This is a genomic window from Luteibacter sp. HA06, from assembly GCF_054061215.1.
This window is the reverse complement of record NZ_JBSSDZ010000001.1, coordinates 4820001-4846321: the sequence shown is the minus strand read 5'-3', so window position 1 is coordinate 4846321 and position 26321 is coordinate 4820001. Positions and strand designations below refer to the sequence as shown.

At 65.5% G+C, this 26321-nt stretch carries 25 protein-coding genes; 11 read left to right on the top strand and 14 right to left on the bottom strand.

All coding sequences use genetic code 11. The annotated features are described in order from the left end of the window. The first annotated feature begins 90 nt into the window (after positions 1-90). On the top strand, positions 91-1377 hold the full coding sequence (locus ACVWWJ_RS22315) for an acetyl-CoA C-acetyltransferase (protein WP_456969522.1): 1287 nt from the start codon (positions 91-93) through the stop codon (positions 1375-1377). Positions 1378-1397: 20 nt separating this feature from the next. Next, positions 1398-1955 carry a TonB family protein gene (locus ACVWWJ_RS22310; protein WP_456969521.1) on the top strand — a complete coding sequence of 186 codons (558 nt, stop codon included), beginning with the start codon at positions 1398-1400 and terminating at the stop codon, positions 1953-1955. Between the two features lie 12 nt (positions 1956-1967). On the opposite strand, the gene ACVWWJ_RS22305 is transcribed toward ACVWWJ_RS22310, so the two are convergent. The 5 genes from ACVWWJ_RS22305 to ACVWWJ_RS22285 form a co-directional block, all read right to left on the bottom strand. Then, a complete protein-coding gene (locus ACVWWJ_RS22305; protein WP_456969520.1) occupies positions 1968-3899 on the bottom strand; it encodes a phospholipase D family protein in 1932 nt (643 codons plus the stop codon). Positions 3900-3949: 50 nt separating this feature from the next. After that, positions 3950-4513 (bottom strand): YceI family protein, encoded by a 564-nt coding sequence (locus ACVWWJ_RS22300; protein ID WP_456969519.1) that lies wholly within the window; start codon positions 4511-4513, stop codon positions 3950-3952. 8 nt (positions 4514-4521) lie between these two features. Then, complete coding sequence (locus ACVWWJ_RS22295) at positions 4522-4989, bottom strand: SixA phosphatase family protein (RefSeq protein ID WP_159893351.1); 468 nt, start codon at positions 4987-4989, stop codon at positions 4522-4524. A 63-nt stretch (positions 4990-5052) separates the two neighbouring features. Next, the gene (locus tag ACVWWJ_RS22290; RefSeq protein ID WP_159893353.1) at positions 5053-5685 is read right to left on the bottom strand and encodes a ParA family protein; all 633 of its coding nucleotides are present in this window, start codon (positions 5683-5685) and stop codon (positions 5053-5055) included. 62 nt (positions 5686-5747) lie between these two features. Continuing rightward, complete coding sequence (locus ACVWWJ_RS22285) at positions 5748-5945, bottom strand: antitermination protein NusB (RefSeq protein ID WP_159893355.1); 198 nt, start codon at positions 5943-5945, stop codon at positions 5748-5750. 174 nt (positions 5946-6119) lie between these two features. On the opposite strand from ACVWWJ_RS22285, the gene ACVWWJ_RS22280 reads away from it, so the two are divergent. Beyond that, positions 6120-7154 (top strand): hypothetical protein, encoded by a 1035-nt coding sequence (locus ACVWWJ_RS22280; RefSeq protein WP_456969518.1) that lies wholly within the window; start codon positions 6120-6122, stop codon positions 7152-7154. A gap of 167 nt (positions 7155-7321) precedes the next feature. On the opposite strand, the gene speE is transcribed toward ACVWWJ_RS22280, so the two are convergent. Further along, complete coding sequence (gene speE, locus ACVWWJ_RS22275; RefSeq protein ID WP_456969517.1) at positions 7322-8179, bottom strand: polyamine aminopropyltransferase; 858 nt, start codon at positions 8177-8179, stop codon at positions 7322-7324. Positions 8180-8498: 319 nt separating this feature from the next. On the opposite strand from speE, the gene speA reads away from it, so the two are divergent. Continuing rightward, a complete protein-coding gene (speA, locus tag ACVWWJ_RS22270; RefSeq protein ID WP_456969516.1) occupies positions 8499-10385 on the top strand; it encodes an arginine decarboxylase in 1887 nt (628 codons plus the stop codon). Further along, entirely contained in the window at positions 10382-11242 is an 861-nt protein-coding gene (locus ACVWWJ_RS22265; RefSeq protein WP_159893361.1) for an NAD(P)-dependent oxidoreductase, read from the top strand. The genes speA and ACVWWJ_RS22265 overlap by 4 nt, the downstream gene beginning before the upstream one ends. A 70-nt stretch (positions 11243-11312) precedes the next feature. Here ACVWWJ_RS22265 and ACVWWJ_RS22260 read toward each other — a convergent pair whose 3' ends face one another. The 3 genes from ACVWWJ_RS22260 to radC form a co-directional block, all read right to left on the bottom strand. Next, positions 11313-12059: an SPOR domain-containing protein gene (locus tag ACVWWJ_RS22260; protein WP_456969515.1), complete on the bottom strand. Its 747-nt coding sequence runs from the start codon at positions 12057-12059 to the stop codon at positions 11313-11315. Beyond that, positions 12060-13748 carry an arginine--tRNA ligase gene (gene argS / locus ACVWWJ_RS22255; RefSeq protein ID WP_159893365.1) on the bottom strand — a complete coding sequence of 563 codons (1689 nt, stop codon included), beginning with the start codon at positions 13746-13748 and terminating at the stop codon, positions 12060-12062. Between the two features lie 455 nt (positions 13749-14203). After that, complete coding sequence (radC, locus tag ACVWWJ_RS22250; protein WP_456969514.1) at positions 14204-14944, bottom strand: RadC family protein; 741 nt, start codon at positions 14942-14944, stop codon at positions 14204-14206. Between the two features lie 152 nt (positions 14945-15096). Between radC and coaBC the strand changes: the two genes are divergently transcribed. From coaBC to ACVWWJ_RS22235, 3 genes are read left to right on the top strand one after another with little or no spacing between them, the layout of a single operon-like run. After that, positions 15097-16302: a bifunctional phosphopantothenoylcysteine decarboxylase/phosphopantothenate--cysteine ligase CoaBC gene (gene coaBC / locus ACVWWJ_RS22245; RefSeq protein ID WP_159893366.1), complete on the top strand. Its 1206-nt coding sequence runs from the start codon at positions 15097-15099 to the stop codon at positions 16300-16302. Between the two features lie 3 nt (positions 16303-16305). Further along, the gene (gene dut / locus ACVWWJ_RS22240) at positions 16306-16761 is read left to right on the top strand and encodes a dUTP diphosphatase (RefSeq protein ID WP_456969513.1); all 456 of its coding nucleotides are present in this window, start codon (positions 16306-16308) and stop codon (positions 16759-16761) included. Positions 16762-16787: 26 nt separating this feature from the next. Continuing rightward, a complete protein-coding gene (locus tag ACVWWJ_RS22235) occupies positions 16788-19127 on the top strand; it encodes a phosphomannomutase/phosphoglucomutase (RefSeq protein ID WP_456969512.1) in 2340 nt (779 codons plus the stop codon). Positions 19128-19135: 8 nt separating this feature from the next. Here ACVWWJ_RS22235 and ACVWWJ_RS22230 read toward each other — a convergent pair whose 3' ends face one another. The 3 genes from ACVWWJ_RS22230 to ACVWWJ_RS22220 all read right to left on the bottom strand — a co-directional run bounded on the left by ACVWWJ_RS22230 (position 19136) and on the right by ACVWWJ_RS22220 (position 21048). Continuing rightward, on the bottom strand, positions 19136-19789 hold the full coding sequence (locus tag ACVWWJ_RS22230; protein WP_200851995.1) for a hypothetical protein: 654 nt from the start codon (positions 19787-19789) through the stop codon (positions 19136-19138). A gap of 98 nt (positions 19790-19887) precedes the next feature. Further along, positions 19888-20535, bottom strand: a complete 648-nt coding sequence (gene pyrE, locus ACVWWJ_RS22225; RefSeq protein ID WP_456969511.1) for an orotate phosphoribosyltransferase — start codon at positions 20533-20535, stop codon at positions 19888-19890. A gap of 12 nt (positions 20536-20547) precedes the next feature. Then, on the bottom strand, positions 20548-21048 hold the full coding sequence (locus ACVWWJ_RS22220; protein ID WP_159896740.1) for a GNAT family N-acetyltransferase: 501 nt from the start codon (positions 21046-21048) through the stop codon (positions 20548-20550). Positions 21049-21105: 57 nt separating this feature from the next. Between ACVWWJ_RS22220 and ACVWWJ_RS22215 the strand changes: the two genes are divergently transcribed. From ACVWWJ_RS22215 to ACVWWJ_RS22205, 3 genes are all read left to right on the top strand, one after another. Beyond that, a complete protein-coding gene (locus tag ACVWWJ_RS22215) occupies positions 21106-21876 on the top strand; it encodes an exodeoxyribonuclease III (protein ID WP_159896738.1) in 771 nt (256 codons plus the stop codon). Then, positions 21873-23171, top strand: a complete 1299-nt coding sequence (locus tag ACVWWJ_RS22210; protein WP_456969510.1) for an AmpG family muropeptide MFS transporter — start codon at positions 21873-21875, stop codon at positions 23169-23171. The genes ACVWWJ_RS22215 and ACVWWJ_RS22210 overlap by 4 nt, the downstream gene beginning before the upstream one ends. A 72-nt stretch (positions 23172-23243) precedes the next feature. Further along, positions 23244-23555, top strand: coding sequence for a hypothetical protein (locus ACVWWJ_RS22205; RefSeq protein WP_456969509.1), 312 nt, complete (start codon positions 23244-23246; stop codon positions 23553-23555). Positions 23556-23558: 3 nt separating this feature from the next. Here ACVWWJ_RS22205 and ACVWWJ_RS22200 read toward each other — a convergent pair whose 3' ends face one another. Further along, complete coding sequence (locus ACVWWJ_RS22200; protein ID WP_456969508.1) at positions 23559-24674, bottom strand: anhydro-N-acetylmuramic acid kinase; 1116 nt, start codon at positions 24672-24674, stop codon at positions 23559-23561. 3 nt (positions 24675-24677) lie between these two features. Next, positions 24678-26192 (bottom strand): OapA family protein, encoded by a 1515-nt coding sequence (locus ACVWWJ_RS22195; protein WP_456969507.1) that lies wholly within the window; start codon positions 26190-26192, stop codon positions 24678-24680. Positions 26193-26321 lie beyond the last annotated feature (129 nt).

Here is a 26321-nt window from a genome sequence, read left to right as displayed (position 1 = left end):
CGGCGATCGTCGGCGTCCGCGATCCCTTCGCCTGCATATCGGGCTTTAGCCCGGCACCCTCTTTCGATCCTGGATTGTCCTTCTAAGAGCATGGAAAAGTCGCAAAAGCGCGTGGGTGTGGTCGGCGGCGTCCGCATTCCCTTCTGCCGCAATAACACCGCCTATGCCGATGTCGGCAATTTCGGTATGTCGGTCAAGGTGCTGGGGTCGCTGGTCGAGAAGTTCGGCCTGCACGGCGCTGAACTGGGTGAGGTCGCCATGGGCGCCGTCATCCGTCACTCGTCGGACTGGAACCTGGCCCGCGAAGCCCTCCTTTCCTCGGGGCTGAAGGCCACCACGCCCGGCATTACCACGGCGCGCGCCTGCGGCACCTCGCTGGACAACGCGATCATCATCGCCAACAAGATCGCCGCCGGCCAGATCGAAGCCGGCATCGCCGGTGGCTCGGATACCACCAGCGACGTCCCCATCGTCTACGGCCAGAAGCTGCGCAAGCGCCTGTTGGCGCTCAACCGTGCGAAGACCCTCAAAGAGAAATTTACCGTGGCGACACGCGGCTTCTCCCTGAAGGAACTGAAGCCGTCGTTCCCGGGCGTGGCCGAGCCGCGCACGGGCAAGTCCATGGGCGACCACTGCGAGCTGATGGCGAAGGAATGGAAAGTCGGTCGGCTGGAACAGGACGAACTCGCGCTGTCGAGCCATAAGAAGCTGGCCGCCGCCTACGAAACCGGCTTCTTCGACGACCTGGTCGTACCGTTCCGCGGGCTCAAGCGCGATGGCTTCCTGCGTGGCGATTCCACCCTCGAGAAGCTGTCATCGCTGAAGCCGGCGTTCGACAAGGCCTCCGGGCAGGGCACGCTTACCGCCGGCAACTCCACCGGTCTATCCGACGGCGCGGCTGCCGTGCTGCTCGCCAGTGACGAATGGGCCACCAACCGAGGCCTGACGATCCAGGCCTACCTCACGCACGCGCAGATCTCCGCGGTCGACTTCGTTCATGGGGAAGGCCTTCTCATGGCGCCGACGGTCGCCGTACCGCGGATGCTGAAGCAGGCGGGCCTCACGCTGCAGGATTTCGACTTCTACGAAATCCACGAGGCCTTCGCCGCGCAGGTGCTCTGCACGTTGCGTGCATGGGAGTCCGACGACTATTGCCGCAACCGGCTGGGCCTCGATGGCCCGCTGGGATCGATCGATCCGTCGAAGCTCAACGTCAACGGCTCCAGTCTTGCGGCGGGTCATCCCTTCGCGGCGACCGGTGCGCGTATCGTCGCCACGCTGGCGAAGATGCTCGAGCAGAAGGGTTCGGGCCGCGGCCTGATCTCCATCTGCACCGCTGGCGGCATGGGTGTCACGGCGATCCTCGAGCGTCCCTGAGTCCTTTACGCAAGTCGTCCATGCTCGCACTCCGCACCAGTACATCGTTCAGCGCCCTCGGGCTCGTCGTCGGCATCGCCGCGACGAGCTGGCTCACCGCGCTCACCTATGAGCGCGCGCCCGCCACGCGCCCACTCGCCGAGGTAGTGATGCCGAAGCTGCTGTCGAAGTCGCCGTGGCCCCAGGCGTCCAGGCCGGTCGCCGGGGATACCCCGCAGCGGTCCCGCGCGCATGCCGTAGCGGTCCACCCCGCCGTCTCGCGCGGCCCGGCGTCTGTGCCCGCGACGTCCGCCGTGGCGTCTGCAAAACCCGAGCCCCTCGTTCCGGTCTACATGCCTTCGCCGCGCTATCCCATGGCGGCCATACGGGCGCAGCACGAAGGCCAGGTCATCCTGAATGTCACTGTGACCCAGGACGGTGACGTCACCGGCGTCAGCGTGGGCCACAGCAGTGGCGACCTCGACCTGGACCATGCCGCGGAGGAAGCGGTCCGTGGCTGGCGCTTTGCCGCTGCGGACAGCCGCCCGTCGTCCTACACCGCCGACCTGCCGATACGGTTCGAGCTCACACGCCTCTGACGGTACGTGCGGTCAGAGGATGCCGGCGGCGGACGAGCCAAAGGCCGTGATCATCCGGGTGTAGATGAGCTTCAACGAGACGTCTACCTCGGGGAAGTCGCCGACCGGCTCATAGCATTCGAAGAACCGCGGATCGGTCCAGCGCATGGGGATGCAGCCCGGCTTGAGCTCGTAACTCGTGGCGTAGCGGAACGGCCACAGATCGAAGAACGGCAGTCGCTCGGAAACGTCGCCGATGAACTCGTTGACCGACGACAGCACGGGAATCTTTTTTTCGCGAGGGCCGATCACCCAGGCGTTGCCGGGCTGGGTGTCCTGCATGATCGAATCACGCAGGCGATCCGAGAAACGCTTGTCGTAGATGATCACGCCCGATTCGGTGTTGTAGTGATCGGAGCGCGGGTCGAAATTGTGCGTACCGACCATCGCAAAGGTATCGTCGACGACGATCGACTTCGCATGCAGTCCGAAGCGGATGCCTTCGGAACTGAGCGGAGCGGGACGATGACGGGCGCCCCGCCTCGAGTGACTTCCCGCGCTGAGGAAGCCGGAAGACTCAGACGGCTGCGGGCCGGTATCCGCGGCTGTTCCCCACGATCCACGGCGACTCCGCCCGCTTCCCGAGCCGGTAGCAGCCAGGGGCGGCTTCGCCAGCGCGGTTGAGGGATTTTCCAAAGCATCGATGTCCGCGTTTGCCGGGTGCGGCTTCAGCTCGTAGATCTCGAACCCGTAGTCCGTGAGGTAGCGCTTGCGATGCTTGTAAGACAGCGCATACACCGCGAAGGCATCCGTCGAGGCGAGTGAGTTCGTCGAGACGACGATACGTGGCGGTGTCGCTTGTGCATGCAGGCGGTCGAAAATCTTCTGTGCCGGTTTGCTCATGACGAGGTAGGGCGTCTGCAGGACGATTTCGCTCTTCGCGTTACGAACCAGTCCCATGATGTGCCGGGTGAGCGTCCGTGCCTCGCGGCGCTTGGGCTCGGCGGTTTTACCGGGCAGGTCCGAGAGGTACTCGATCCGGTTCATGCGCAGCGTCGACCGTATGATTCGGTCGTTCAGCCAGCCAGGATCCTCGGCATCGCTGATGATATCGGCGACGCGTTCGGGCTGCTGATAAGTCGGCGGCAGCCAGTGCCGGGTATCGTCGGTGTCCGCGATCAGTTCCCTGTTCACATCGTGCAGGCGGGTGAGGCCCACCGAACGCTTATGCGTCCAGAACTGCTCGAAGCTGTCGCCCATCGCCTTCGCGGCGGGGCCGCCGACCATGACGTCGCGGTCGATGTAGTCGAAGCTGCCGTCCCAGTCGAAGTAGCGGTCCTCGTAATTGCGGCCGCCGGTGATGCCGACCAGGTCGTCCACTACGATCAGCTTGTTGTGCATCCGCTGGTTGAACTTGTAGAAGCAGCACAGGATGCCTGCGGCGAACTCGAGCGGCGGCGTGCGCGCGCTGTGGAAGGTCGGGTTGTAGAGACGGACTTCGAGCTTGTCGCTCGCCCGGGCCAGGGTGGCGAGAAGGCCCGGATCGCCGAAGGAGAACAGCTGGTCGGCCAGGATGCGCACATGGACGCCCCGTCGCGCGGCCCTTATAAGTTCGTCGAGGACCAGCTTGCCGGCGTCGTCCTGTTCCCAGATGTACGTCTGCACGTCGATGCTCTGCGTCGCCGCGCGAATCAGGTTGATTCGTGCAGCCATGGCCTGTTCGCCGTCCTCGAGGAGGGTGGCCACGTGGACCGGCTTGTCCGGCGTCGACGCCGCATTGGCCTCCTTCGCGGCATCGATCAGGGGAGATGGCGTGGCGCAATGGTCGGTCTGCGCGCAAGTCAGCTGACGATCCACCGTCAGGGTGACGACTGCATCGGCCTGCTGGATGCGCGCGCGCGATAGCGAGCAGCCCCCCGTGGCGAGCGTGGCGGCGAGGAGCAGGAGCATGAGAAGGCGACGCATGCCGCGATGATAGGGGACCGGTGACAACGCCAGGTGAGCCTGCGTCCCGGTCAGGGTTGACCCGGTACCGCCAGTACGATGGCCATGCCCAGATTGACGCGGTCGGACAACGCGCCGCGACGACCCCGCATCTCGAAATCGGTTCGGTCGATCGTGCCCTGCAGCTGGAGCACGCAGCCGGCAAGGGACTCCGCCGTGCACCGGTTGCCTTGCAGATGGAAGGTCGCCGGCCGGGTGATGCCGCGCAGGGTGAGCTTGCCCTCGACGTCGCCACCATGCGTAAGCAGGGCGACAGGCGTGGGCGAGGATTCGAAATGGATGCTGGGGTAGTGCACGGCGTCGAAGAACTCCGGCGCGAGGACCCAGCGTCGGAGCCTGGCCGATTCCATGCGAATGCTGTCGGTATCGATATCGGCGCGGACCACGGCCGTCTGTGCGGCGTGGTCGATCGAAACGTCACCACGAATGCCTTCGAAGGCGCCCGAGACATTACTCACCCAAAGCAGGCGAACGCTGAACTCGGCGCGTGAACGCACGGGGTCGATTCGCAGGTCGGCGGCGGCCAGGGGCGCCGCCGACATGAGAAGAACGATCGCCGAAAACAGGTGACGCATAAAGCTACTCAGTTTGGAGGAGACCAGAACGTCTCAAGCTTGGCTTTACCGGGTTCCAGGGGGCCATCGAAAACGAGTCGGGCCATGCCGCCCGGAGGCATGCCGCGGTAGTCCTCGGAACGACCATCGACGAGGAAGGCTACCAGTTGCTCGATACCGGGATTGTGACCGACGAGGACCACACGTTCGACGTCCTTTTGCTTGTCGAGGAGGTCGTAGAGGTCGCCCGGGGTGGCGTCGTAGATTTCTGCTTCGTAAGAAGGCTCGACCTGACCGAGAGCCAGGGCCGCCGTTTCTTTCGTGCGTTCGGCGGGAGAGCAGAGGATGCGGTCGTACTTGATGCCGTGGCTGGCCAGCCATTCGCCGGCGGCGCGGGCTTCGTTCTTGCCGTGTTCGGTGAGCTTTCGCTCCCGGTCGTCCTTGCCGTCCTTGATGGCTTCGGCTTCAGCGTGACGCAACAGGATGAGTTCGTGCATGGTTACCGTCCTCCGCAATGCCACATGACGTGGCGTGGTGCTACCAACGCGTTCCCCTACGGCTCAGGTGCTGCGCTTTATCCAGCGAAGCAGTTTTGCCCAGTCGTCCTGGTGTCCGCGTACGTTTTCCGAGTGGTAATCGAAGATGCCCTTACCGAGCGCCGTGAGCAAGACGTACGCTTGCGAGTCGCGAAGTTCCGCAACCACGGGAAAGGGTGCGCGCTCACCGAGTTCGGCGATCGCGGCCTGGCTGGCATTGGTCCATGGCTTGAGGCGGTTGCCGACCAGGGCAACCGGTAGCTTGCCGCGCTTGACCCGGGGAATCGCCTGGAGCACGGCAAGGAAGTCGAGCGTGGCGTCGAGGTCGAAGTGCGACGGCAGCACCGGCACGAGGATGACGTCCGCTTTTTCGAGATAGGGCTCCAGTTCCTTCTCGCCGACGCCCGCAGGGGTGTCGACGATGGTTCGCTGGGTTTCGGCAGGCAGGCGATCGAAGGCCCTCCGGCTGCCCTCGACGGCGGTGACGCCGGGCACGTTCTCGGGGCGCCGGCTAACCCAGCGCAGGCTGGAATGCTGTCGGTCGGCGTCGATGATGGCCGTCTGCTTCCCGGCCTGTGCCCAGTGGGTGGCTAGCTGGGTGACCAGCGTTGTCTTGCCACAACCACCCTTGCTGCTTGCTACGAGCGTCGTAAGCATTCGCGCGCACCTGCCGTGGGAGGGCTCCTAGCCTACACACCCTGCGGACCCACGCAAACGGGTCAGAACATCTTTGCGCGGACTTTCGGCAGGACGACAAGGATGAGGGTGGCCAGGGGGCCGAGGAAGAGCGAGATCGCCCACCAGGCCAGGCCACTGCGGTTCTTGCCCTGGGCCAGACCTGCGTTAATCAGCGTGAGGGTGCCCCAGCCGACGAAGAAACCAGCGGGTGCGCTGGTGAAGAGGGCAAAGTGATCCACTGTAAACTCCTGTTCTGTCGCAGGATTGATTGGTGCGGTCATGCGGACAGCTGTCCCGATCCCCCCGCGCTCAGACCGATAGTAGCAATGTCTTCGCTTGGTGAAGACCGGACGGCCCAGCTTCCGTTCATGGTTGAACCGTATTCTTGTCGTTTTATTTCACGGAGATGGCCCATGCGGCAACGCCGCGTCGTGACCCTGGCCCTCGCCAGCCTGCTTTCTTTGCCCACCTTCGCGGCGACGCCGTGGCCAGGTACGGCAACCGGACCGGCCAAGGGGCCAGTGGCGCAGAAGGACCAGACCCGGGCCCTGCTGCAGTTCCAGAAGGACCTTGCCAGCGTCATCGCGCTGCGGACCGAATCCGAGCCGCTGCTCGGCGCAGCCCTGCTCGCGCGTCCGCTGGTCAACCCGCCGGAAGTGCTGACGTATCACGCCCTGCTCGAGCGCGCGTCGCGTAATGACGATGCCGGCCCGCAGGTTGCCTGGGCCCGCCTCGCCGACTGCAACGCCAAGGGCGATGCCTGCCCGAACATGGAGGCTCTCGCCACCTTGCAGAAGCAGGCGCCCGACAACGCCGCCGTCTGGCTGCTCAAGCTGGGCGTCGACCAGCACAACGCGGCAAAAGACGCTGCGCGCGCCGACCTCACCCGTGCGGCCAACGCGAAGCTCTACGACGACTACCTGGGTGCCAGCCTGAAGGCGTTGGCCAACTCGGTCACCCAGCTGCCGCCGCCGGCCGACACGTTCAATCCGCTGCAGGGGTCGGGTGCCGCTGGCGTGCAGATGGTGCTCGTCTTCGGCCTGGCCAGTGCCCAGCCGATGCCGGGCTTCCAGGCTACGGCGAAGTACTGCGAGGACAACAAAGAAGACGCGTCGGTCGTCGGCGATTGCCTGAAACTGGCCAAGGTGCTCGAGTGGGGCAGCAGCCCGCTCGGCCGTTCGCTGGGCCTGCACCTACGCGAGACCCTGTCCACGGATGCCTCCGACCAGGCCTCGGCCAAGACCGCCCGCCTCAACCTCATCTGGCAGATGCAGCGCTTCGCGCAGCTGAACCAGCAGGCCCAGGGCGACAAGGCCACGGCGCAGAAGATGCTCATGCTGGCGCGTAGTGGCGGCACGGAGATGAGCGTCATCCTTGCCTCGCTCCGCGCCTACGGCATGCCTGCCGAAGCGCCGGCCGGCTGGGAGCCCTCCAGGCCGGAGAAATAACCAGGCCGGAGAAACAGAAAAAGGGCGCCTATAGGGCGCCCTTTTTCATTGGCTGGAGTCGCTTTGTGTGGGAGCCGGCTATGCCGGCGATGGGTCTTGGCTAAACCGCTCCGTTGGCTTTTCGCCGCTGAAGCGGCTCCCACACTAGCTACAGCTCCCTGATAGCTTTACTCGCCGAGCGCTTCGCGCATGAACTCCGGCTGGGCCAGCGCGCCCTTGTGGATGTCGGCGTTGTAGTACTTCGTGGGGAAGTTCTTGCTGATCGCGCCGCGCTCGCGGAAGCCCGACAGGTCGCCGTCCTTGCGCGCCATGGTGCAGCTCCACCAGCCGGTGGGGTAGCACGGCTGCGGGAAGGGCAGGGTACGCACGGCCTTGAAACCCGAGGTGCGCATGGCCGAACGCATGGCCTTGATCAGCTCGATGTGGGCCATCGGCGATTCCGACTGCTGCACCAGGATGCCGCCATGGCGCAGGGCCTTGTAGCAGCTGGCGTAGAAGGCAGCGTTGAACAGGCCTTCGGCCGGACCGACCGGGTCGGTCGAGTCGACGATGATCAGGTCGATGGATTCCGGGGTCGCGTCGGCCATGTACTTGATGCCGTCGATGAAGAGCAGTTCGGCACGCGGGTCGTTGTTGGCCTCGCACAGTTCCGGGAAGTACTGCTCGGCCAGGCGCGTGACGCGCTCGTCGATCTCGACCTGGGTGGCACTCTCGACTTCCTCGTGCTTGAGCACCTCACGCAGCGTGCCGCAATCGCCGCCGCCGATGATGACGACGCGCTTGGCGCGGGCGTGGGTGAACAACGCCGGGTGGGTCATCATCTCGTGATAGAGGAAGTTGTCGCGGCCGGTGAGCATCACGCAGCCGTCGATCACCATGAGGTTGCCCCAATCGGTGGTCTGGTAGATCTCGATCGTCTGAAACTCGGTCTTCTCGGCGTGCAACAGGCGCTCGACGCGGAAACCGATGGAGGAGCCCGAGGCCTGGTGGGCTTCGGTAAACCAGCTGAGCTGCTGCTGCGACATGACGCTGTTCCTGGAAACGGGAAGGGGATCGAAAGCGGGGATTGTACCGGCTCCGGGCCCCCAAGCGGCCGTCGCCTTACCCTCGCGGCCTTGTCAGCCTTGCCCTACCGCGCGTAAGGGCGATACACGGATGTCATGGCGGCCCGGTACAATACGCGGTCTGCACACGGCCCCGCCGCCGTGCAGGCCCAGTCTGGTTGGCCCCGCGGCGTGCGAGGCTCCCGGCCGCCAGGCCCGCTTCAGGTCAAAGTTCGCCGCTGCGACTGTTCCGCGCACCCCCGATGGGGGACACGACACAATCACCTGGAGACCTCCGCCCATGGCGAACTGGACCACCGACCGCGCCAAGCAGACCTACGCGATCCCCCACTGGAGCAACGGCTACGTCGACGTTGCCGATGACGGCCACCTGCTCATGCGCCCTCGCGGCGCCGAAGGCCCGGCCCTCGACCTGCCGGCCATCGTCGATCAGGCCACGAGTGAAGGCCTGCGCCTGCCGCTGCTCATTCGTTTTCCGGACATCCTCGCCGATCGCCTCGCCCGCCTGCAGCAGGCGTTTGCCAAGGCCATCGACGATGTCGACTATGCGGGCTCCTACACCGCCATCTATCCGATCAAGGTGAACCAGCAGCGCGGCGTGGTCAGCGAGCTGGTGGCCGCCGGCGAACACGGCTTCGGACTCGAAGCCGGGTCGAAGCCCGAGCTGATGGCGGTGCTGGCGCATGCCCGCCCGGGCAGCATGGTGGTCTGCAACGGTTACAAGGATCGCGAATACATCCGCCTTGCGCTGATCGGCCTGAAGATGGGCCTGCGCGTGCACATCGTGATCGAGAAGCTGTCCGAGCTGGACCACGTTTTCGCCGAAGCGAAGGCGCTCGAGATCGAGCCACTGCTCGGCGTGCGCGTGCGACTGGCATCGATCGGTGCCGGCAAGTGGCAGAACACCGGTGGCGACAAGGGTAAGTTCGGGCTTAGCCCGGGCCAGATCCTCGAGCTCATCGAGCGCCTGGATGCCGCGGGTCTCAAGCACACGCTGAGGCTGCAGCATTTCCACATGGGCTCGCAGATCTCGAACGTGCGCGACATCGCCGCCGGCATGCGTGAGGCCGTTCGCTACTTCGTCGAGCTGCACCGCCTGGGCGTGCCGATCGACATCGTGGACGTGGGCGGTGGCCTGGGCGTCGACTACGAGGGCACCCGTTCGCGCAGCTACAACTCGATCAACTACAGCCTTGGCCAGTACGCGGCGAGCATCGTCCAGCCGCTGGCCGAGGCCGTGGCCGAGCACGGCATGAAGGCGCCGGTCATCTTTACCGAATCCGGCCGCGCGATGACCGCGCACCACGCGGTGATGATCGTCAACGTCAGCGAAGTCGAACCGGTGCCAGAGGGTGCCGTCCCGGCCGGCCGCGCGGGCGAGCCAAGCGTACTTCGCCACCTGCGCGAAACGCATGCCGAGCTCGACAGCCGCCCGCCGCTGGAACTGTTCCATGAAGCCCAGCATCACCTGGCCGAAGGTCTCTCGCTGTACGCGCTTGGCCAGCTGGATCTGCGCGACCGCGCCACGCTCGACGAATTGTTCTACGCGATCGCCAACGCGGTGCGCCCGCGCCTGTTGCCCGCCGAACGCGCGCACCGCCAGGCGCTGGACGACCTCGACGAAAAGCTGGTCGACAAGTACTTCGTCAACTTCTCGGTCTTCGAGTCCGTCCCTGACATCTGGGCGATCGACCAGATCTTCCCGATCGTGCCGATCTCGCGTCTCGACGAGGAGCCGACACGCCGCGGCGTCATCGCCGACCTCACCTGCGATTCGGACGGCCGCATCGATCACTACGTGGATGCCGAAGGCGTGGACGTGAGCCTGCCGCTGCATGCACTGAAAGAACGGGAGTCTTATCGCCTGGGTATCTTCATGGTCGGTGCGTACCAGGAGACGCTCGGCGACATCCACAACCTGTTCGGCGACACCGACGCGGTTAACGTTCGCGCGACGGCCAACGGTTACGAGTTCGACCACATTCGTCGCGGTGACACCACGGACCTGATGCTCGACTACGTGGGCTACGATCTCAAGGTGCTCCGTCAGTCGTACACCGATCGTCTGGCTGCCGCGGGCATCGTCGGTGCCGAGGCCGAAGCGTTGTACGCCTCACTCGACAAGGGCCTGACCGGCTACACCTATCTCGCGGAAACGACAGCATGAGCATCAAGGCAGCTTTTATCGGACTCGGCGCGATGGGCGCCCCCATGGCCGGCCATCTCCACACCAGGGGCCTGCTGGTCGCGGTAGGTAATCGCACACAGGCGCGCGCCGATGCGCTGGCGAAGGAACTCGGCGTGGGCGCACCCGACCTTGCCGGCATCGCCGCCTCGGCCGATATCGTCGCGCTATGCGTCAGTGCGGATGCGGACGTCATCAGCGTCGTCCAGGCACTGGCGCCGTCGCTGAAGAAGGGCAGCATCGTCATCGATCATTCGACGGTCGCGCCTGCCACGGCGAAGCGCGCCGCGCGGATCCTCGCCGACGTCGGCGCGGATTTCCTCGATGCTCCTGTGTCGGGCGGCGTGGAAGGCGCGAAGAACGGCAAGCTCTCGGTCATGGTGGGCGGTGATGCCGCCGTGCTCGAACGTGCACGGCCCGTGCTCGAAGCCTACGGTGCACGCATCACGCACATGGGTGCCGTCGGCAACGGCCAGGCGACGAAGGCCGTCAACCAGGTGCTGGTCGCAGGCATCGCCCATGCGGTGACGGAGGGGCTCGCTCTTGGTGAGGCTCTGGGCCTCGAAGCCGAAAGCCTGATCCCAACCCTCGCGGCAGGCGCGGCCGGCAACTGGTTCCTCGACAAGCGTGGCGCCACGATGCTTCGCAACGAGTTCTCGGTCGGCTTCAAGCTGGCGCTGCTGCACAAGGATCTCGGCATCGTTCGCGGTATCGCCATGGAGGCCGGCACCGACCGGACCGTCATCGAGCAGTCGCTCGCCGACTTCGCGGAGCTTATGGCCCAGGGCTACGGTGACGACGACATCTCGGCGTTGATTCGTCTCAAACGCGGTCAATGAGTCGACCGTCGTGCACAAAAAAACCGCCGGTGACGGCGGTTTTTTTTTGGTGCCAGCCGGGAAGGAAACCTTAGCTGCCTTCCTTCAGTGCGATCGCGCTGATGCCGGCCGCCTGCAGATGCTGCTTGGTGCTTTCCAGGTCCGTCGCCGATTTGAATGGGCCAAGGCGAACGCGGTTGTAGGTCTGCGCGCCGACCTTCACGGCCTGCACGTTGGCGACAAAGCCTTGCAGTGCGAGCTTGGCCTTCAGGGCTTCGGCATCGGAGGCGCTCGGGAACGCGCCCACCTGGAGCAGGTAGCCGGAACCGCCGCTGGCGGCCGGTGCGGCAGCCGGCTGCGCGGGAGGCGCGGCAGTGACTGTCTGGGTGGTGGCCTTTGGCAGGTTCGCCGCGGCCGCCGTGGCCTGTTGCTGCTGTTGAGTCGCGGCAGCCTGCTGTTGCGCCGCGGCCTGCTGCTGCGCAGCCTGCTGTTGCTGCTTCTGCTGCGCTTCGGCACTAGCCTGCGCGCGAATCTCGGCATCCGGAATGCGCACTTCTTTTTCGGACAGCACCGAGTAGAAGTCGTATGACGGCTTCTTCGGCTTCTCGGGCTCGGTCTGCTCGACCACGCCGGGATCGCTGCCCTTCTGCGCCGTCGCCTGGGGGTTCGGCTCGGGGCCATCGTGCTGGCGCATCATGGGCATCCATGAGCCGCGCATCGCGAAAGCCATCAGCAGGGCACCGGCGAGGATGCCGATCAGCGCCCAGCTCCAGCCCGGCATGCCGCTCGAGCTGTTACGGACGGCCTGACGGCCCTTTGCCTTTTTGCGTGTTGCCATTTACATGCTCTCCGGGGCGGAAATGCCCAGCAGATCCAGACCGTTCTTCAATACCTGCTGCGTCGCGGCGACCAGGACCAGACGCGCATCGCGCAGGTCGGCATCGTCGACGATCCACTTGTGCTCGTGATAGTAGCTGTGCAGCGAGCCCGCAAGCTCGCGAAGATATTGCGCGATCAGGTGCGGTTCCAGGTTGGCGGCGGCCGACTCGACCATCTCCGGGTAACGGGACAGCTCGACCATGAGCGCTTGCTCGTGCTCGGTGTCGAGCAGCGGCAGCTTCGCCAGGCCGTTGCCCCGGTTGCTCGACAGCCCACGATCGGCCAGTTCGCGGAACACGCGGCTGGCGCGGGCATGCGCATACTGGATGTAGTAAACCGGGTTGTCGTTGCTCTGCGAACGCGCCAGGTCGATATCGAACACCAGCTGCGAATCGGCCTTGCGAGCGATCAGGAAGTAACGGGTGGCGTCGCGCCCGGCTTCGTCGATGAGATCGCGCAGCGTGACGTAGGAACCGGCCCGCTTGGAGATCTTCACTTCCTCGCCGCCGCGCATCACCGTGACCATCTGGTGCAGCACGTACTCGGGCCAGTTCTTCGGGATGCCCGTATCCAGCGCCTGGAGGCCGGCTTTCACGCGGGCCAGCGAGCCGTGGTGGTCGGAGCCCAGTTCCGTGATGGCGCGCTCATAGCCGCGCTGCCACTTCGTGCGGTGGTAAGCCACGTCCGGAAGGAAATACGTATAGGTGCCGTCGGACTTGCGCATGACGCGGTCCTTGTCGTCACCGAAATCCGTGGAGCGCAGCCACAGGGCGCCGCCTTCCTCATAGGTGTGGCCGTGCGCGACCAGCTCGCGCACCGTCTCTTCCACCTTGCCCTCGGTGTACAGCGAGGACTCGAGGTAATAGACGTCGAAACCGACGCCGTACGCTTTCAGGTCGAGATCTTGCTCGTGGCGCAGCGAGGCCACCGCGAAACGGCGGATGTCGTCGAGGTTGTCGGCGTTCCCCGAAGCAGTGACGGTCTCGCCATCGGCTTCGACCGACTCGCCGGCCAGGAAGGCCCTGGCGACCTCGGCGATGTAATCGCCGCGGTAGCCCGACTCGGGCCAGCCTGCTTCGTCCGGCGCGATGCCCTTGGCCCGGGCCTGCGTGGACAGGGCGAGATTGGCGATCTGCACGCCGGCGTCGTTGTAATAAAACTCGCGCGTGACCTTCCAGCCGCTGGCGTGGAGGAGGCGGCTGATGCTGTCGCCGATGGCTGCGGCGCGACCGTGGCCGACGTGGAGCGGGCCCGTCGGGTTGGCCGACACGAACTCGACGCCCGCCTGGCGGCCGCCGCCGTCCTCGTTGAAGCCGTAGCGACCACTCTCGGCGATGGCTCGCGCGATCTCGGCGTGGAAGGCGGCCGGGGCAAGGAAGAAGTTGATGAATCCCGGGCCGGCGATATCCACCTTGCCGACGAGAGCCGAGCCGGGCAGGGCTTCGACCAGGTCGGTGGCGATGTCCCGCGGCTTACGGCCCGCGGCCTTGGCCATCATCATGGCGACGTTGGTCGCAAAGTCGCCGTGCTCGCGACTGCGCGTGCGCTCGATCACGAAGGTCGGCGCGACGAAATCGGACGGCAGTTTGCCGGACTCCCGCAGAGCACCAATGGCTTGCAGGACGAGTTGTTTGAGCTCTTGTTTCACGGCAGTCGGGACACGGATATGGAACCGGCAATCCTATCAGAAGGGGCGCCCGGGCCGGTCGCAGGAGCGCTTCGCGGTATCCCCAGGCCTGTGGATAAGTCTGTGGGCAAGAACGGCCGAAATGGATCGTGCAAGGCGCCTACAAGATTTGACTTCAATGCGTAACAACTGAAACCCAGAAAAATCATCGACTTGAAGCCGTGACCTCCGCGAGGACAGCAGATGTGACGTCCAAGTGGAAAACGGGGTCAATGTGCATAAGTCAATTCCTTCAAGCCGTCATGAGCTGTTTTTCGGCACGTCACGGCGTTGTAACTGGTTGTCGTCACAATTCCTCTTGTGCCCGGTGTCTCCCCGGCCGACGGCACAAGGGTTATCGACGCCCCCTCCCTCGAAAGATGGCCCCCAGACGGCGCGAGCGGCACTCGCGCCGTCTTTTTTTGCTCAGAGTTTGCTCAGAGCATGCCCAGGTTGGCCATGGAAACCGGCTCGCCATGGCCGACCACGAGGTGGTCCAGCACCCGGATGTCCATCAGCCGCAGGGCTTCAACCAGGACCTGGGTGATTTCCTGATCGGCGGGACTGGGTACGGCCACGCCTGAGGGGTGGTTGTGGGCGAAGATCACAGCACTCGCGCGGTGCCGCAGGCAGGCCCGGACCACTTCCCGCGGATACACGCTGGCGCCGTCGATGGTGCCGCGGAAGAGTTCTTCGTACGCCAGCACGCGGTGGCGGGTGTCGAGGAACAGGACGGCGAATACCTCGTGAGGCAGGTGAAGGAGTCGCGCGCGGAAATACTCGGCGCTGTCGGCCGGGTTCTCGATGCGAGGCAGTTCGACAAGATCTTCGCCCAGTGAACGCCGCGCCAGCTCCAGCGCGGCGACGATGCGCGCCCTCTTGGCCGGGCCAACGCCGTTCACCCGGGGCAGATGGTCGGGATCGGCGAGGAGGCGTCCGAGACTGCCGGCCTGGCCCAGCAGGGCGCGGCCCGTGGCGACGGCGTCGCAACCGACCGTGCCGTTGCCGATCAGAACGGCGATGAGTTCGGCATCGGAAAGTGCGGCGGCACCATGGGCCAGCAGGCGCTCTCGCGGCCGCTCGCTCGCCGGCCACTGGCGGATAGGACGTGGCAGGTAGGCATGGGGCGATGCAGCTGCATCGCGGATGCCGGCGTGGTTGGTCGTCCCCCGCTTCATAAGCAGATAGTTCCTGTCTCGCCATCGGGAGTGACGGCCTGGCGAACAACTTACGGTTGTGGCCCATGGCTTGGCGATAGAACGATTCGGAAAAAAAGGACTCCGTGAAATCCGTTAAGCTAACTGGCCCTCCGAAGCAGCGTCGTTCCGCCATGAGTCTTCGCCAGCGTCGCATCCTGATTGGGGTAACCGGCGGTATCGCCGCTTACAAGATGTGCGAGCTCGTCCGTCGTCTTCGTGACCTCGACGCCGAGGTACGCATTGTCATGACCGAAGGCGCAACCCATTTCGTCACGCCCACCACCTTCCAGGCGCTTTCGGGCCAGCCGGTGCGGGTAAGCTTGTGGGACGAGGCGGGCGAAGCGGCGATGGGCCATATCGAACTGGCGAAATGGGCCGAGCGTGTCCTCATCGCTCCTGCCAGCGCCGACACGATCGCGCGGCTGGCACATGGCTTCGCCGACGACCTGCTGTCGACCGTGGTCCTGGCCACCGCGGCGCCGGTTTACATCGCTCCCGCCATGAACCAACAGATGTGGGCGAACCTGGCCGTGCAGGCGAACGTTGGCACGCTGCGCGTCCGCGGCGTGGGAATCCTTGGTCCCGCCGATGGCGACCAGGCCTGTGGCGACATCGGTTCCGGGCGGATGCTCGAACCCCATGAGTTGCGTGACATCCTGGTCGCTTCCTTCGGCGAGCAGCCACTGCGTGGGCGCCGGGTGCTGGTGAGTGCGGGCCCCACGTATGAAGACATCGACCCGGTGCGCTTCATCGGCAATCGAAGCTCCGGCCGGATGGGTTTTGCCGTGGCATGCGCCGCGCGCGACGCAGGTGCCGACGTGACCCTCGTCGCGGGCCCGGTCTCGCTACCGACACCTGCCGGCGTGAACCGGATCGACGTGCGCAGCGCCCGGCAGATGCAGGAAGCCGTGCTCGCGGCCGTCGCCGGGACCGACATCTATATTGGCGCGGCAGCTGTAGGCGATTACCGTCCAGCCGACACCGCCGACCATAAGCTGAAGAAAGCCTCTGGTGCGCCGCTTCGCCTGGAGCTGGCCGAAAATCCCGACATCATCGCTTCGCTGGCAGCGCTGCCGAACCGGCCGTTCCTCGTCGGCTTTGCGGCTGAGACGAAGGAACTGGCCTCGTACGCGCAGGAAAAGCTGCTACGCAAAGGCATCGACATGATCGCCGCCAACGAGGTGGGGCCAGGCCGCGGCTTCGAGGTGGCGGACAACGCGTTGCAGTTGTACTGGCGCGATGGCGCCACCGCGCTGCCCCAGGCACCCAAGACCGAGCTGGCGCGGCAACTGGTCGGCCATATCGCCCAACGTTTCCTCGCAGGCATCGGAGCCTGAGCCTTGATCGACATCGAACTGAAGATTCTCGACGCCCGTCTGGGCGACACCATTCCCCTGCCCGAGCCCGCCACCGAAGGCAGTGCGGGCATGGACCTGCGCGCCGCGGTCGAAGCGCCGGTCACCCTGGCCCCGGGCGAAAGTCTGCTGGTGCCAACCGGTCTTGCCATCCATATTGGTGACCCGGCGTGGTGCGCGCTGATCGTGCCGCGCTCCGGGCTGGGCCATAAGCAGGGACTGGTGATGGGCAATCTGGTCGGCGTGATCGACGCGGATTACCAGGGTCCCCTGATGATTTCATGCTGGAATCGCGGAAACGCGATATTGACCATCGCGCCGGGCGACCGGATTGCGCAATTATTGCTCGTGCCCGTGGGACGGGCACGTCTGCGCGTCGTCGATGCGTTCGATCCGTCGTCGAGGGGCGAAGGCGGGTTCGGTTCGACGGGCATTGGCTGACAAGGTGACGGGGAGCAAGGGGCAGCATGGGGCGTAATGAGGGAGGGGCGAGGCGGGGGCTTCGCATCGATATGCGACGCGTGCTGCCGTTGATCGGAGCCACGTTGCTGATCGCTGGCGGCGCATTCTGCGCCTGGCAGGCGTGGCTCATCGCCGACGAGAGCGATGCCGCGGAGCGCACGCGTTCCGCGCAGCGGCAGGCCGTTCATGACCTGGGCGACGCATACGCTGCCCGGCACAACCAGCTCATGCGGGCCCTGGTCGATCCTGCCGTTGCGGCAGGTATCGACGACCATGCCGCGGCCGCCGCGCGATTGCGCACGCTTCTCCCGGCCACGTCGGATATCGAGGTCTATAGCGGTGGCCTGGATGAGGTCGTGCGCGCGAACTACCGCGAGTTCGGCTACGCCAAGGCCGCCCAGCTGATGGCGGCCCTGGGCGCCACCGGCGCGCCCCTCGCGGCAAGCTCCATGCGCGGTAGCGAACGCCGGCTCACGGTGGCCGAGCCGGTCAACGCCGAGGGTGCCGTCCGGGCCTGGGTCTGGATCGAATATCCGTTCGACGATATCCACCAGAAATTCATGGCGCTGTCGCCGTCGAGCGGCCGGATCGAACTGCGCCAGGGCGGTGGTGGCGACAGCCTGATGCTGGAATCCGTCGGCTCAGCCTCGGGCGAGACCTCGCCCGAGGGCCAGCAGGTTCCGGGCACCTCGCTCTATGTCTTCGCCGCGCCGCCGAAGGCCTTCATCGTCATTCCGCACTCGGAATTGCTTGCCGTGCTGCTTGCGCTCATCGGCATCGGCGGCGGCATCGCGCTGTTGTGGGCGAGGCAGCGTCCTCAGCCTCAGGCCGAAGCCCAGCCCGAAGACGTCCTCATCGCTGATGTGGAACGCCAGCCGCGCCGTCCGCCGGTCCCGGACCCCGCATTGGCGCACGCCTCATCGCCCGCCGCGAAACCCGTCGCGAGAGCGGCTTCCCTTCCGCTGGATCCGGCCATCTTCCGCGCGTATGACATCCGCGGTGTGGTCGGCACGCAACTGAATGCCGACATCGCGCGCCGCATCGGCCAGGCCATCGGCGGCCTGATGACCGAGCGTGGCCTGCGTGAAATCGTGGTGGGCCGCGATGGGCGCCTGTCGGGCGCGGAGCTTGCGGGAGCGCTTTCCGATGGCCTACGCGCCGCTGGTATCGACGTCATCGACCTGGGCGCCGTGCCGACACCCGTGGCCTATTTCGCCGCGTTCCACTTCGGCACAGGCTGCGCCGTGTCGGTTACGGGAAGTCATAACCCGCCCGACCACAACGGCTTCAAGATCGTCGTCGGCGGGGAGACCCTCGCCGAAGCGGCGATCGCCGACCTTCATCGCCGTATCGCCGAGGGCCGCCTCGAAGAGGACGGCGTGGGCACATGGCGCGAACAGCCGATCATCGACGCTTATGTGGCGAAGATCGCCGGGGATGTCTCCGCGGAGCGTCGTCTCAAGGTGGTCGTCGATGCCGGTAACGGCGTCGCCGGCGCCGTCGCGCCGCGCGTCCTGGAAGAAATCGGTTGCGAAGTCGTGCCGTTGTACTGCGACGTGGACGGCACGTTCCCGAATCATCATCCCGATCCGTCCGACCCGCGAAACCTCGGCGACCTCATTGCTGCCGTCCATACGATCGGCGCGGACCTCGGCATCGCGTTCGATGGCGATGGCGACCGCATGGGCGTGGTGACCGCCACCGGCGAGATCATTTACGCCGACCGGTTGCTCATGCTGTTCGCCCAGGACGTGCTGGCGCGCAACCCGGGCGCGACCGTGATCTTCGACGTCAAATGCACCGGGCACCTGCGCCGGGTCATCCAGGAGTCGGCGGGTGTGCCGCTGATGTGGCGTACCGGCCACTCCCTGATCAAGGCGAAGATGCGTGACACCGGCGCAGCGCTGGCCGGCGAGATGAGCGGTCACTTCTTCTTCGCCGACAACAATCGCTGGTACGGCTTCGACGATGGCATCTACGCGGCGGCACGCCTGCTCGAGATCGTCGCCGGCGACCTCGAAGAGCGCAGCGCCGCGGCGCTGTTCGAGACACTCCCGACCAGCGTGTCCACGCCGGAGCTTCGATTGCCCATGGAAGAAGGCGCGCCGTTCCGGTTCATCGAGGCATTCCGCGGGTCCGCTACGTTCGACGACGCGCGGATCACGACGATCGACGGCATCCGGGTCGACTGGCCCGACGGCTGGGGTCTGGTGCGCGCATCGAATACCTCGCCCGCACTCGTGTTCCGCTTCGATGCGGATACGGCCAAGGCACTGGAGCGCGTCAAGCAGGCCTTCCGCCAGCGCCTGCTGGCGGTCGACCGGTCCCTCGTGTTGCCGTTCTGACGGCCTGATCAGCCGCCGTTGTTGGCGGCAGCGGCTTTCAGCTGGCGGTAGTGCTGCAGCTGCGCGTCGACCTTGACCCTGGCCGCGTCCTTGGAGGCCTGCTGGCGCTGGAGTGCCGCCCGCAGCGAGGCGACGGTATTACGCTGCTCGGTGATGCGTTCGTTGAGGTAAGGCGGCACGGGCTGCTTGGCGCGTTCGAGGTCGCCAGCCCGGGTCAGGAGGTCGGCCAGTGCCTTTTCCTGTCCCTGCAGATTCAGGCGGGTCGTGCGCGCGGCCTGTTCGAAGTTCTCGACCTCGGCGTTCTTCGCCGACATGAACGCTGCTTCGTTGGGATAGGCATTGAGCAGTTGCATGTCGTCGCGCTGACGCTGTTGCTCGGCCTGCAGGGCGGCGGCTTGCTGATCGGCGACCTTCTTCGCCGCGACCCGCTCATCCGAGGTCATCTGGCGATCCACGTGGCGCACGGTCAGGCCCTGTGAATTGACGACGTCGTAGCCAGCCGCCATGGCGTCCGGGGTCAGGCTGTCACTGAAATAGGAATGCCCCGACGCGTCCTTCCACTTGTAGCGGAAGCCGTTGTTGTTGGCTGTGTTATCGGCGCCAAAGGCCGTTGTGCACAGGCACAACGTCGCTCCCGCCAGGATGTAACGCACTGCACGCATGATGTCCCCTCCTGTGGCGGGAGTATAGCCAGCGCGGAGCGTGAGGTTACGCAGGGGCGGCACGTGGTCCGGCCCTGCGTGACGTAGTCGCCGTTTTCTCAGCCACTGACGCCGTACTGCTCACGATAGGCCAGCAGGCGGCCATGCTCGGCGGCCAGTTCAGGCTTCTCGCCCGCATAGGTCATGACGTCCGCCAGGGTGGCGATGGCTATGACCGGAATGCCGAACTGTGCCGCCACTTCCTGGGCGGCGGAAAGTTCGCCCTGTCCGCGCTCCTGGCGATCGAGTGCGATGAGCACGCCCGCCGGCTCCGCGCCCTGCGCCCGGATGAGTTCCAGCGATTCGCGAACGGCGGTGCCTGCGGTCATCACGTCGTCGACGATCAGTACGCGACCCTTGAGCGGGGCCCCGACCAGCACGCCGCCCTCGCCGTGAGCCTTGGCTTCCTTGCGGTTGTACGCCCAGGGCAGGTCACGGCCTTGCGCGTCGGCCAGGGCGATCGCGGTCGCGGCGGCCAGGGCAATGCCCTTGTAGGCGGGGCCGAAAAGCATGTCGAACGGCACGCCCGAGCGGGTCGCTGCCTCCGCGTAGGAGCGCCCGAGGCGGGCCAACGCGGCACCGGAGTCGATCCGGCCCATGTTGAAGAAGTACGGGCTGATACGGCCCGACTTGAGCGTGAATTCGCCGAAGCGAAGAACGTCGCGGGCCAGGGTGAGCTCGATGAATTCGCGCTGGTAATCGTGCACGTCGGTTCTCTCTCAGGGGTTCCAGGGATGCAGCGGGCGCCACAGTACGAATTGCGGCCCCGCCAGCCCGCCATGGTACAGCTCACCGCTGTCGCGGTAGCCGGCGCGCCGGTAGACGTGGACGGCCGCTTCGTTGCGCACGTTCACCGTGAGAAGGATCCTTTCACGATCGGGGTGGCGCCCCGCCACGTAAGCGTGGATGGCGTCGAGCGACCGCCGGCCGAGGCCTTCGCCCTGCCTGCCCGCGTCGATCATGAAACTGCGCAGGGCGACCGCGCCTTCGGCCAGCGGGTGGTCGCCCAGGGCGGAGGCGCGGCGGTCGATGCGTACATAACCGACCACGGCGTCATCGACGACGAGGGCGAGTCCCTCGCTGCCGGGGCACACGGCCACGTCTGCCAGCGAATCTTCGATGCGCCCGACGAAGGGGAACTGATCCTCCTGCACACGCAAGGCGAGTACGCCGGGCCTGACGTCGGCATCGAGGGGCAGGACACGAATGGCACTATTCATGCCGCCATTATGGGCCCGGTATGATGGCGGGATTCGCCCCACGCAATCCAAGGTCCCATGCGCATCATTTCGCTGAACGCCAACGGTATCCGTTCCGCCGCCACCAAAGGCGTCTTCGAATGGCTGCGCGCCCAGGACGCGGACGTCGTCTGTCTGCAGGAAACCAAGGCGCAGGAAGCCCAGCTGACCGATCCGATGTTCCGCCCGGATGGCCACCACTGCTTCTATCACGACGCCCGCAGCAAGAAGGGCTACAGCGGCGTCGCCATTTATTCGAAGCGCGAACCCGATGAGGTGCGCGTATCGCTGGGGCGCGAGGATTTCGATTGCGAGGGCCGCTACATCGAGGCGCGTTTCGGCAACCTCAGCGTCGTTTCCTTTTACATCCCGTCGGGATCGTCCGGGGATGAGCGCCAGCAGTACAAGTTCCGCGTCATGGAATGGCTGACCCCCATCCTGCGCGAATGGGCGGCCAGCGGTCGTGAGTACGTGCTGTGCGGCGACTGGAACATTGTCCACACGAAAAACGATATCAAGAACTGGACCTCCAACCAGAAGAATTCGGGTTGCCTGCCCGAGGAGCGCGCCTGGCTCGATCTCCTCTTCAAGGAGATCGGCTGGGTGGACAGCTTCCGCGCGATCAAGCCGGATGCCGTGGAATACACCTGGTGGTCAAACCGTGGGGCGGCGCGCGCGAACAACGTGGGTTGGCGGATCGACTACCAGATCGTGACCCCGGGCATGGGAGCCCGTGCGCGTGACTGCTCGATCTATCGCGATGAGCGCTTCTCCGACCATGCGCCGTTTACCGTGGACTACGCCGAGTGACGCAATCTTCCGGCGTGGCCCGGTACAAAGGGCTTCGCGGTGTGGCCGCGGCGTTCGCCCAGCCCGGTGCGGTCACCATGCTCTTCTTCGGTCTGGCCTCGGGCCTGCCGTTCCTGTTGGTCGGCAATACACTGTCGGCCTGGCTGAAGGAATCGGGCGTCGACTACGGCGCGATCGGCCTCGCTAGCTACGTCACCTTCAGTTACAACTTCAAGTTCCTCTGGGCTCCGCTGGTCGACCGGTTCCGTCTGCCGTTGTTCGGTCGACTCGGGCAGCGACGCGGCTGGTTGATGTTCGGGTTGCTGCTGCTGGCGGTGGGCCTGTTGTCGATGGCCTTCATGCCCCCCACGGCGTCGTTGCCCCGATTCGTCGGGGCCACCCTCCTGGCCGCGTTCGCGGGCGCGACGATCGACATCGTCGTGGATGCGTATCGTGTGGAGATCGCTCCGCCGGAAGCGCAAGGCGCGCTCGCCGCCACCTATACGCTCGGCTATCGTTTCGGCCTGATCGCCAGCGGCGCGGGCATCCTGCTCATTGCCGACCAGGTGGGCTGGCAGCGCGGGTACATGGCGGTCTGCCTTTTGCTGATCATTCCCATCGTCACGGTCCTCATTGCGCGCGAGCCCGAGCATCGGGTCCGCGAGCGCGTGCCGTTGCGCGTCGCCGTGCAGGAAGGCTTTGTCGGTCCCTTCCGTGACTTTTTCTCGCGTTATGGCATGGGCCTCGCGCTTGGCCTGCTGCTGTTCGTCGCGCTGTTCCGCCTGCCCGACCAGATGCTCGGGGTCATGGCGTACCCGTTCTACCTCGACGCGGGCTTTACGAAGACCCAGATCGCCGAGGTCTCCAAGGTCTACGGCGTCATCATCGGCATTGCCGGTGCCTTGCTCGGCGGTTGGGCAGTGACCCGTTTCGAGATGCGCCGTCTGCTTGTTGTCGCTGCCCTGGGTGTCGCGCTATCGAACATGCTGTACCTGCTGATGGCGCAGAATCCGGGCCAGACCTGGGCCTTCGTCGTTACGCTCTCGGGCGACAACTTTGCGCAAGGATTTGCGGGTCCGGTCCTGGTCGCCTTCATGTCCGGACTGGTCAACCGGAGCTTTACCGCGACCCAGTACGCACTCCTCAGCTCACTGGCGAACCTGCCCGGCAAGCTGATCGGCGGGATGTCGGGTTTTCTGGTCAAGGACTCCGGCTACTCCGCGCTATTCGTCATCAGCACGGTCTCGATCATCCCGACGCTGCTGGTCCTGGCACTGCTCTGGCGGCGCCTGCCGACCCCAACGGACAGGCCATAAGGCCGACACAACGCGCTTCCGAAACTGTGTAATATCTGCCGCACAGGGGGCATGCGCGAGGAGGTAACGCACGTGCCAGATATCGTGGTGCGACACATCGACGAGCAGATGGCCGAGCGGATCAAGACGCTCGCGCGAGAACGCCGCTGGTCGATCAATGAGGTGATCCTGCATGCGCTGCGCTATGGCCTTGGCCTTAGTGCGGGTGACGTGTTCGGCGAGCTATTGCTCCAGCCCGGCGACATCGCGCACCTTACCGGCGCATGGGATGCCGAGGAGCAGGCTGCCTTCCAGGAAGCACTGGCGGCACTCGCCCAGGCATCGCCTTCGACGCTCGCGGATGCGGACAAACGTCAGGCAAGCGTGCCCAACACATCGTTCTGAGTGTCAGGGCGCTGCGTAGAGCGCGCCCAGCAGGCGAGGGCCGCGTGCGCCCGTGACGCTCGCCAGGTTGCCTGGTTCACCGCGAACGCGGCGGTAAGCGAGCCAGGCGAAGGCCATGGCTTCCATGAAATCCGGATCGATGCCGAAGGCCGTGCTGGTGACCAGCTCGCGTCCCGGCAACCGCGCCGCGAGGGCCTGCATCAAGGCCGCGTTGTGTACGCCCCCACCGCAGGCGACCACGTCGGTGGCATCGGCCGCGTAGCGCTCGATGGCATCGGCGATCGATACCGCGCTCAACGCGAGCAGGGTGGCCTGGACGTCTTCCGGGCTGTTGTCAGCCACGCGCGGATGCGCATCCAGCCAGGCCAGATGAAAATGCTCGCGGCCAGTGCTCTTGGGCGGCGGCAGGACGAAGTAGGCGTCGTCGAGCATCTCGGCCAGCAGGGTCGCGTCGACCGTGCCGGACGCGGCGAAGCGCCCATCGCGGTCGAACGCTTCGCCGCGGTGGCGCAGGCACCAGGCATCCATGAGCCCGTTTGCCGGACCGGTATCGAACCCGGTGACTTCGCCGCTGGCGGATAGTCTCGTGACGTTGGCGATGCCGCCAAGATTGAGTACGGCGCGCGCCCCATTCGGCGGCCGCAGCACCGTTGCGTGGAAAGCGGGAACCAGCGGTGCACCCTGGCCACCCGCCGCCACATCGGCGCGACGGAAGTCGGCGATCGTATCGATGCCGCTGCGCTCGGCGATGACCGACGGGTCGCCGATCTGCAGCGTAAAGGGATGCGGACCGTCGGGCCGATGGCGAATGGTCTGGCCGTGGGAGCCGATGGCTTTCACCGCCGTCGACGACACCCGGGCTCTTTCGAGCACGGCCTGCGCGGCATCGGTAAAGGCATGGGCTACGGCGACATCGAGCCGGCCGTAATCATCGAGGGCAAGGCGATCCTCATCCTGCGCCACGGCAAGAATGCGCCGGCGCAGGGTGTCGTCCCAAGGATGCGTCAGCCCGGCAACAAGGGACGGGCGCCCTTCGTCGAAGCGGACCAGCGCGGCGTCGATGCCGTCGGCGCTGGTTCCGGAAATCAGGCCAAGGTAAAGGCCGTCTGTCGTCGGCACGACTCAGTCGTCGCCGCGCGAGGCGGTATCGGCGCGCGCGAGCTTCGTGTTGTTGTCGACCTGGTTGAGGCGGGCCAGCTGCGGACCGACGATCTCTTTCTTGAACTTCGCCAGCTGTCCCGCCGGCAAGGGCTCCGGCTTCGGCAGGGTCACGGTCTGCGGATCGCGCTGCACGTTGTTGACGCGGAATTCGTAGTGCAGATGCGGACCGGTCGCCAGGCCGGTCATGCCGACGAAGCCGATGGTGCTGCCCTGGCTGACGCGCTGGCCCACGCGGAGGTTCGCGAAGCGGGACATGTGGCCGTAGGCCGTGCTGATCGTCGCGTTGTGCTGGATGACCACGAAGTTGCCGTAGCCGTTCATCCAGCCGCGGAACTTGACCACGCCATCGCCCGCGGCGTGGATCGGCGTACCGGTCGGGGCGGCGTAGTCGACGCCCTTGTGCGCGCGCATCGTGCCAAGGATCGGGTGCATGCGGCCCGCGCTGAACTGCGAGGAGATCCGCGTGAAGTCGACCGGGATGCGCAGGAAGGAGCCAGTGAGCGGACGGCCTTCTTCGCTGAAATAGCTCCACTTGCCGTCGGTGTTCTTGAAGCGATAAGCGGTATAGCGCTTACCCTGGTTCACGAACTCGGCCGCGACGATATCGCCTTCCCGAAGGTACGAGCCGTCACTGTAGACATCGTCATAGATCACGGTGAAGTTATCGCCGACGCGCAGGTCCTGCACGAAGTCGATATCGAACTTGAACACCTCGGCCAGCTTGAGGACCATCGCGTTGCTCATGCCGGCCTTGGAGGCCGCGCCGAACAGCGAACTGTCGATCGCTCCGTGCGCGATGTGCTCGCGACGCTGCACGTCGCGGGTCTTCGTGGTGAGCTGGGGCGATGCACCGTCCAGACGCAAGGTGGCGATGTTCGCTTCGTCCTGGTCGAAGCGCACACCCTTGAGGAGGTGATCGCCGCCGACGAGGAACTGGAACTCCTGGCCCGGCCTGATCTGGTGGAACACCTTGCTGCCGCCCGAGCCATCGATCACGTGCTGCAGATCCGTCATCGACAGGCCCTGAGCCAGGAAGATGTCGGCGAGTGTCTCGCCCGGATGAACCTGTACGGTCTGCCATTCGTCGACGGGAGCGACCGGCTTGATCGCCGCCGGGTCCATCTTCGGAAGGGCGAGCGGGACGATGGCGTGATTGAAAGGGTCGGTGGTGATCGCGGTCGTCGCGGCCATCGCGCCTAGCGGAATCTTCGCGGGAAGAGTCGGAACGGCGGTAACCGAGGACGACTTCATGGCGCCGGCCCAGGCCGGGATCACGAGGGCGGAGAGGATGACAAGAAGAAAGGCCGTGCCCGCGAGGATCCAGCGTTCACGCGACCAGCTCAACGGCTCCGACGACGCGTTGCGACTGAACGACCAATGCGCACGACTATCGTAGAAGTGCGAATGACGGCGCTGCGCCTTGCGGCGGACCGCCTGCTTGCGAGCGCTGTGCGCGCCTCTGTTCTCATCAGTCATTGTCTTTCTTGTATCCGCTCGCCCCGAGTTGTCGCGTACCATAACGGCCTCGTGCAAACGGCGTCAACGCCTTTCCCATCAAGGCTTTGCATCGCATCTTTCGGTTAACGCACAATTAACCCCCACGGC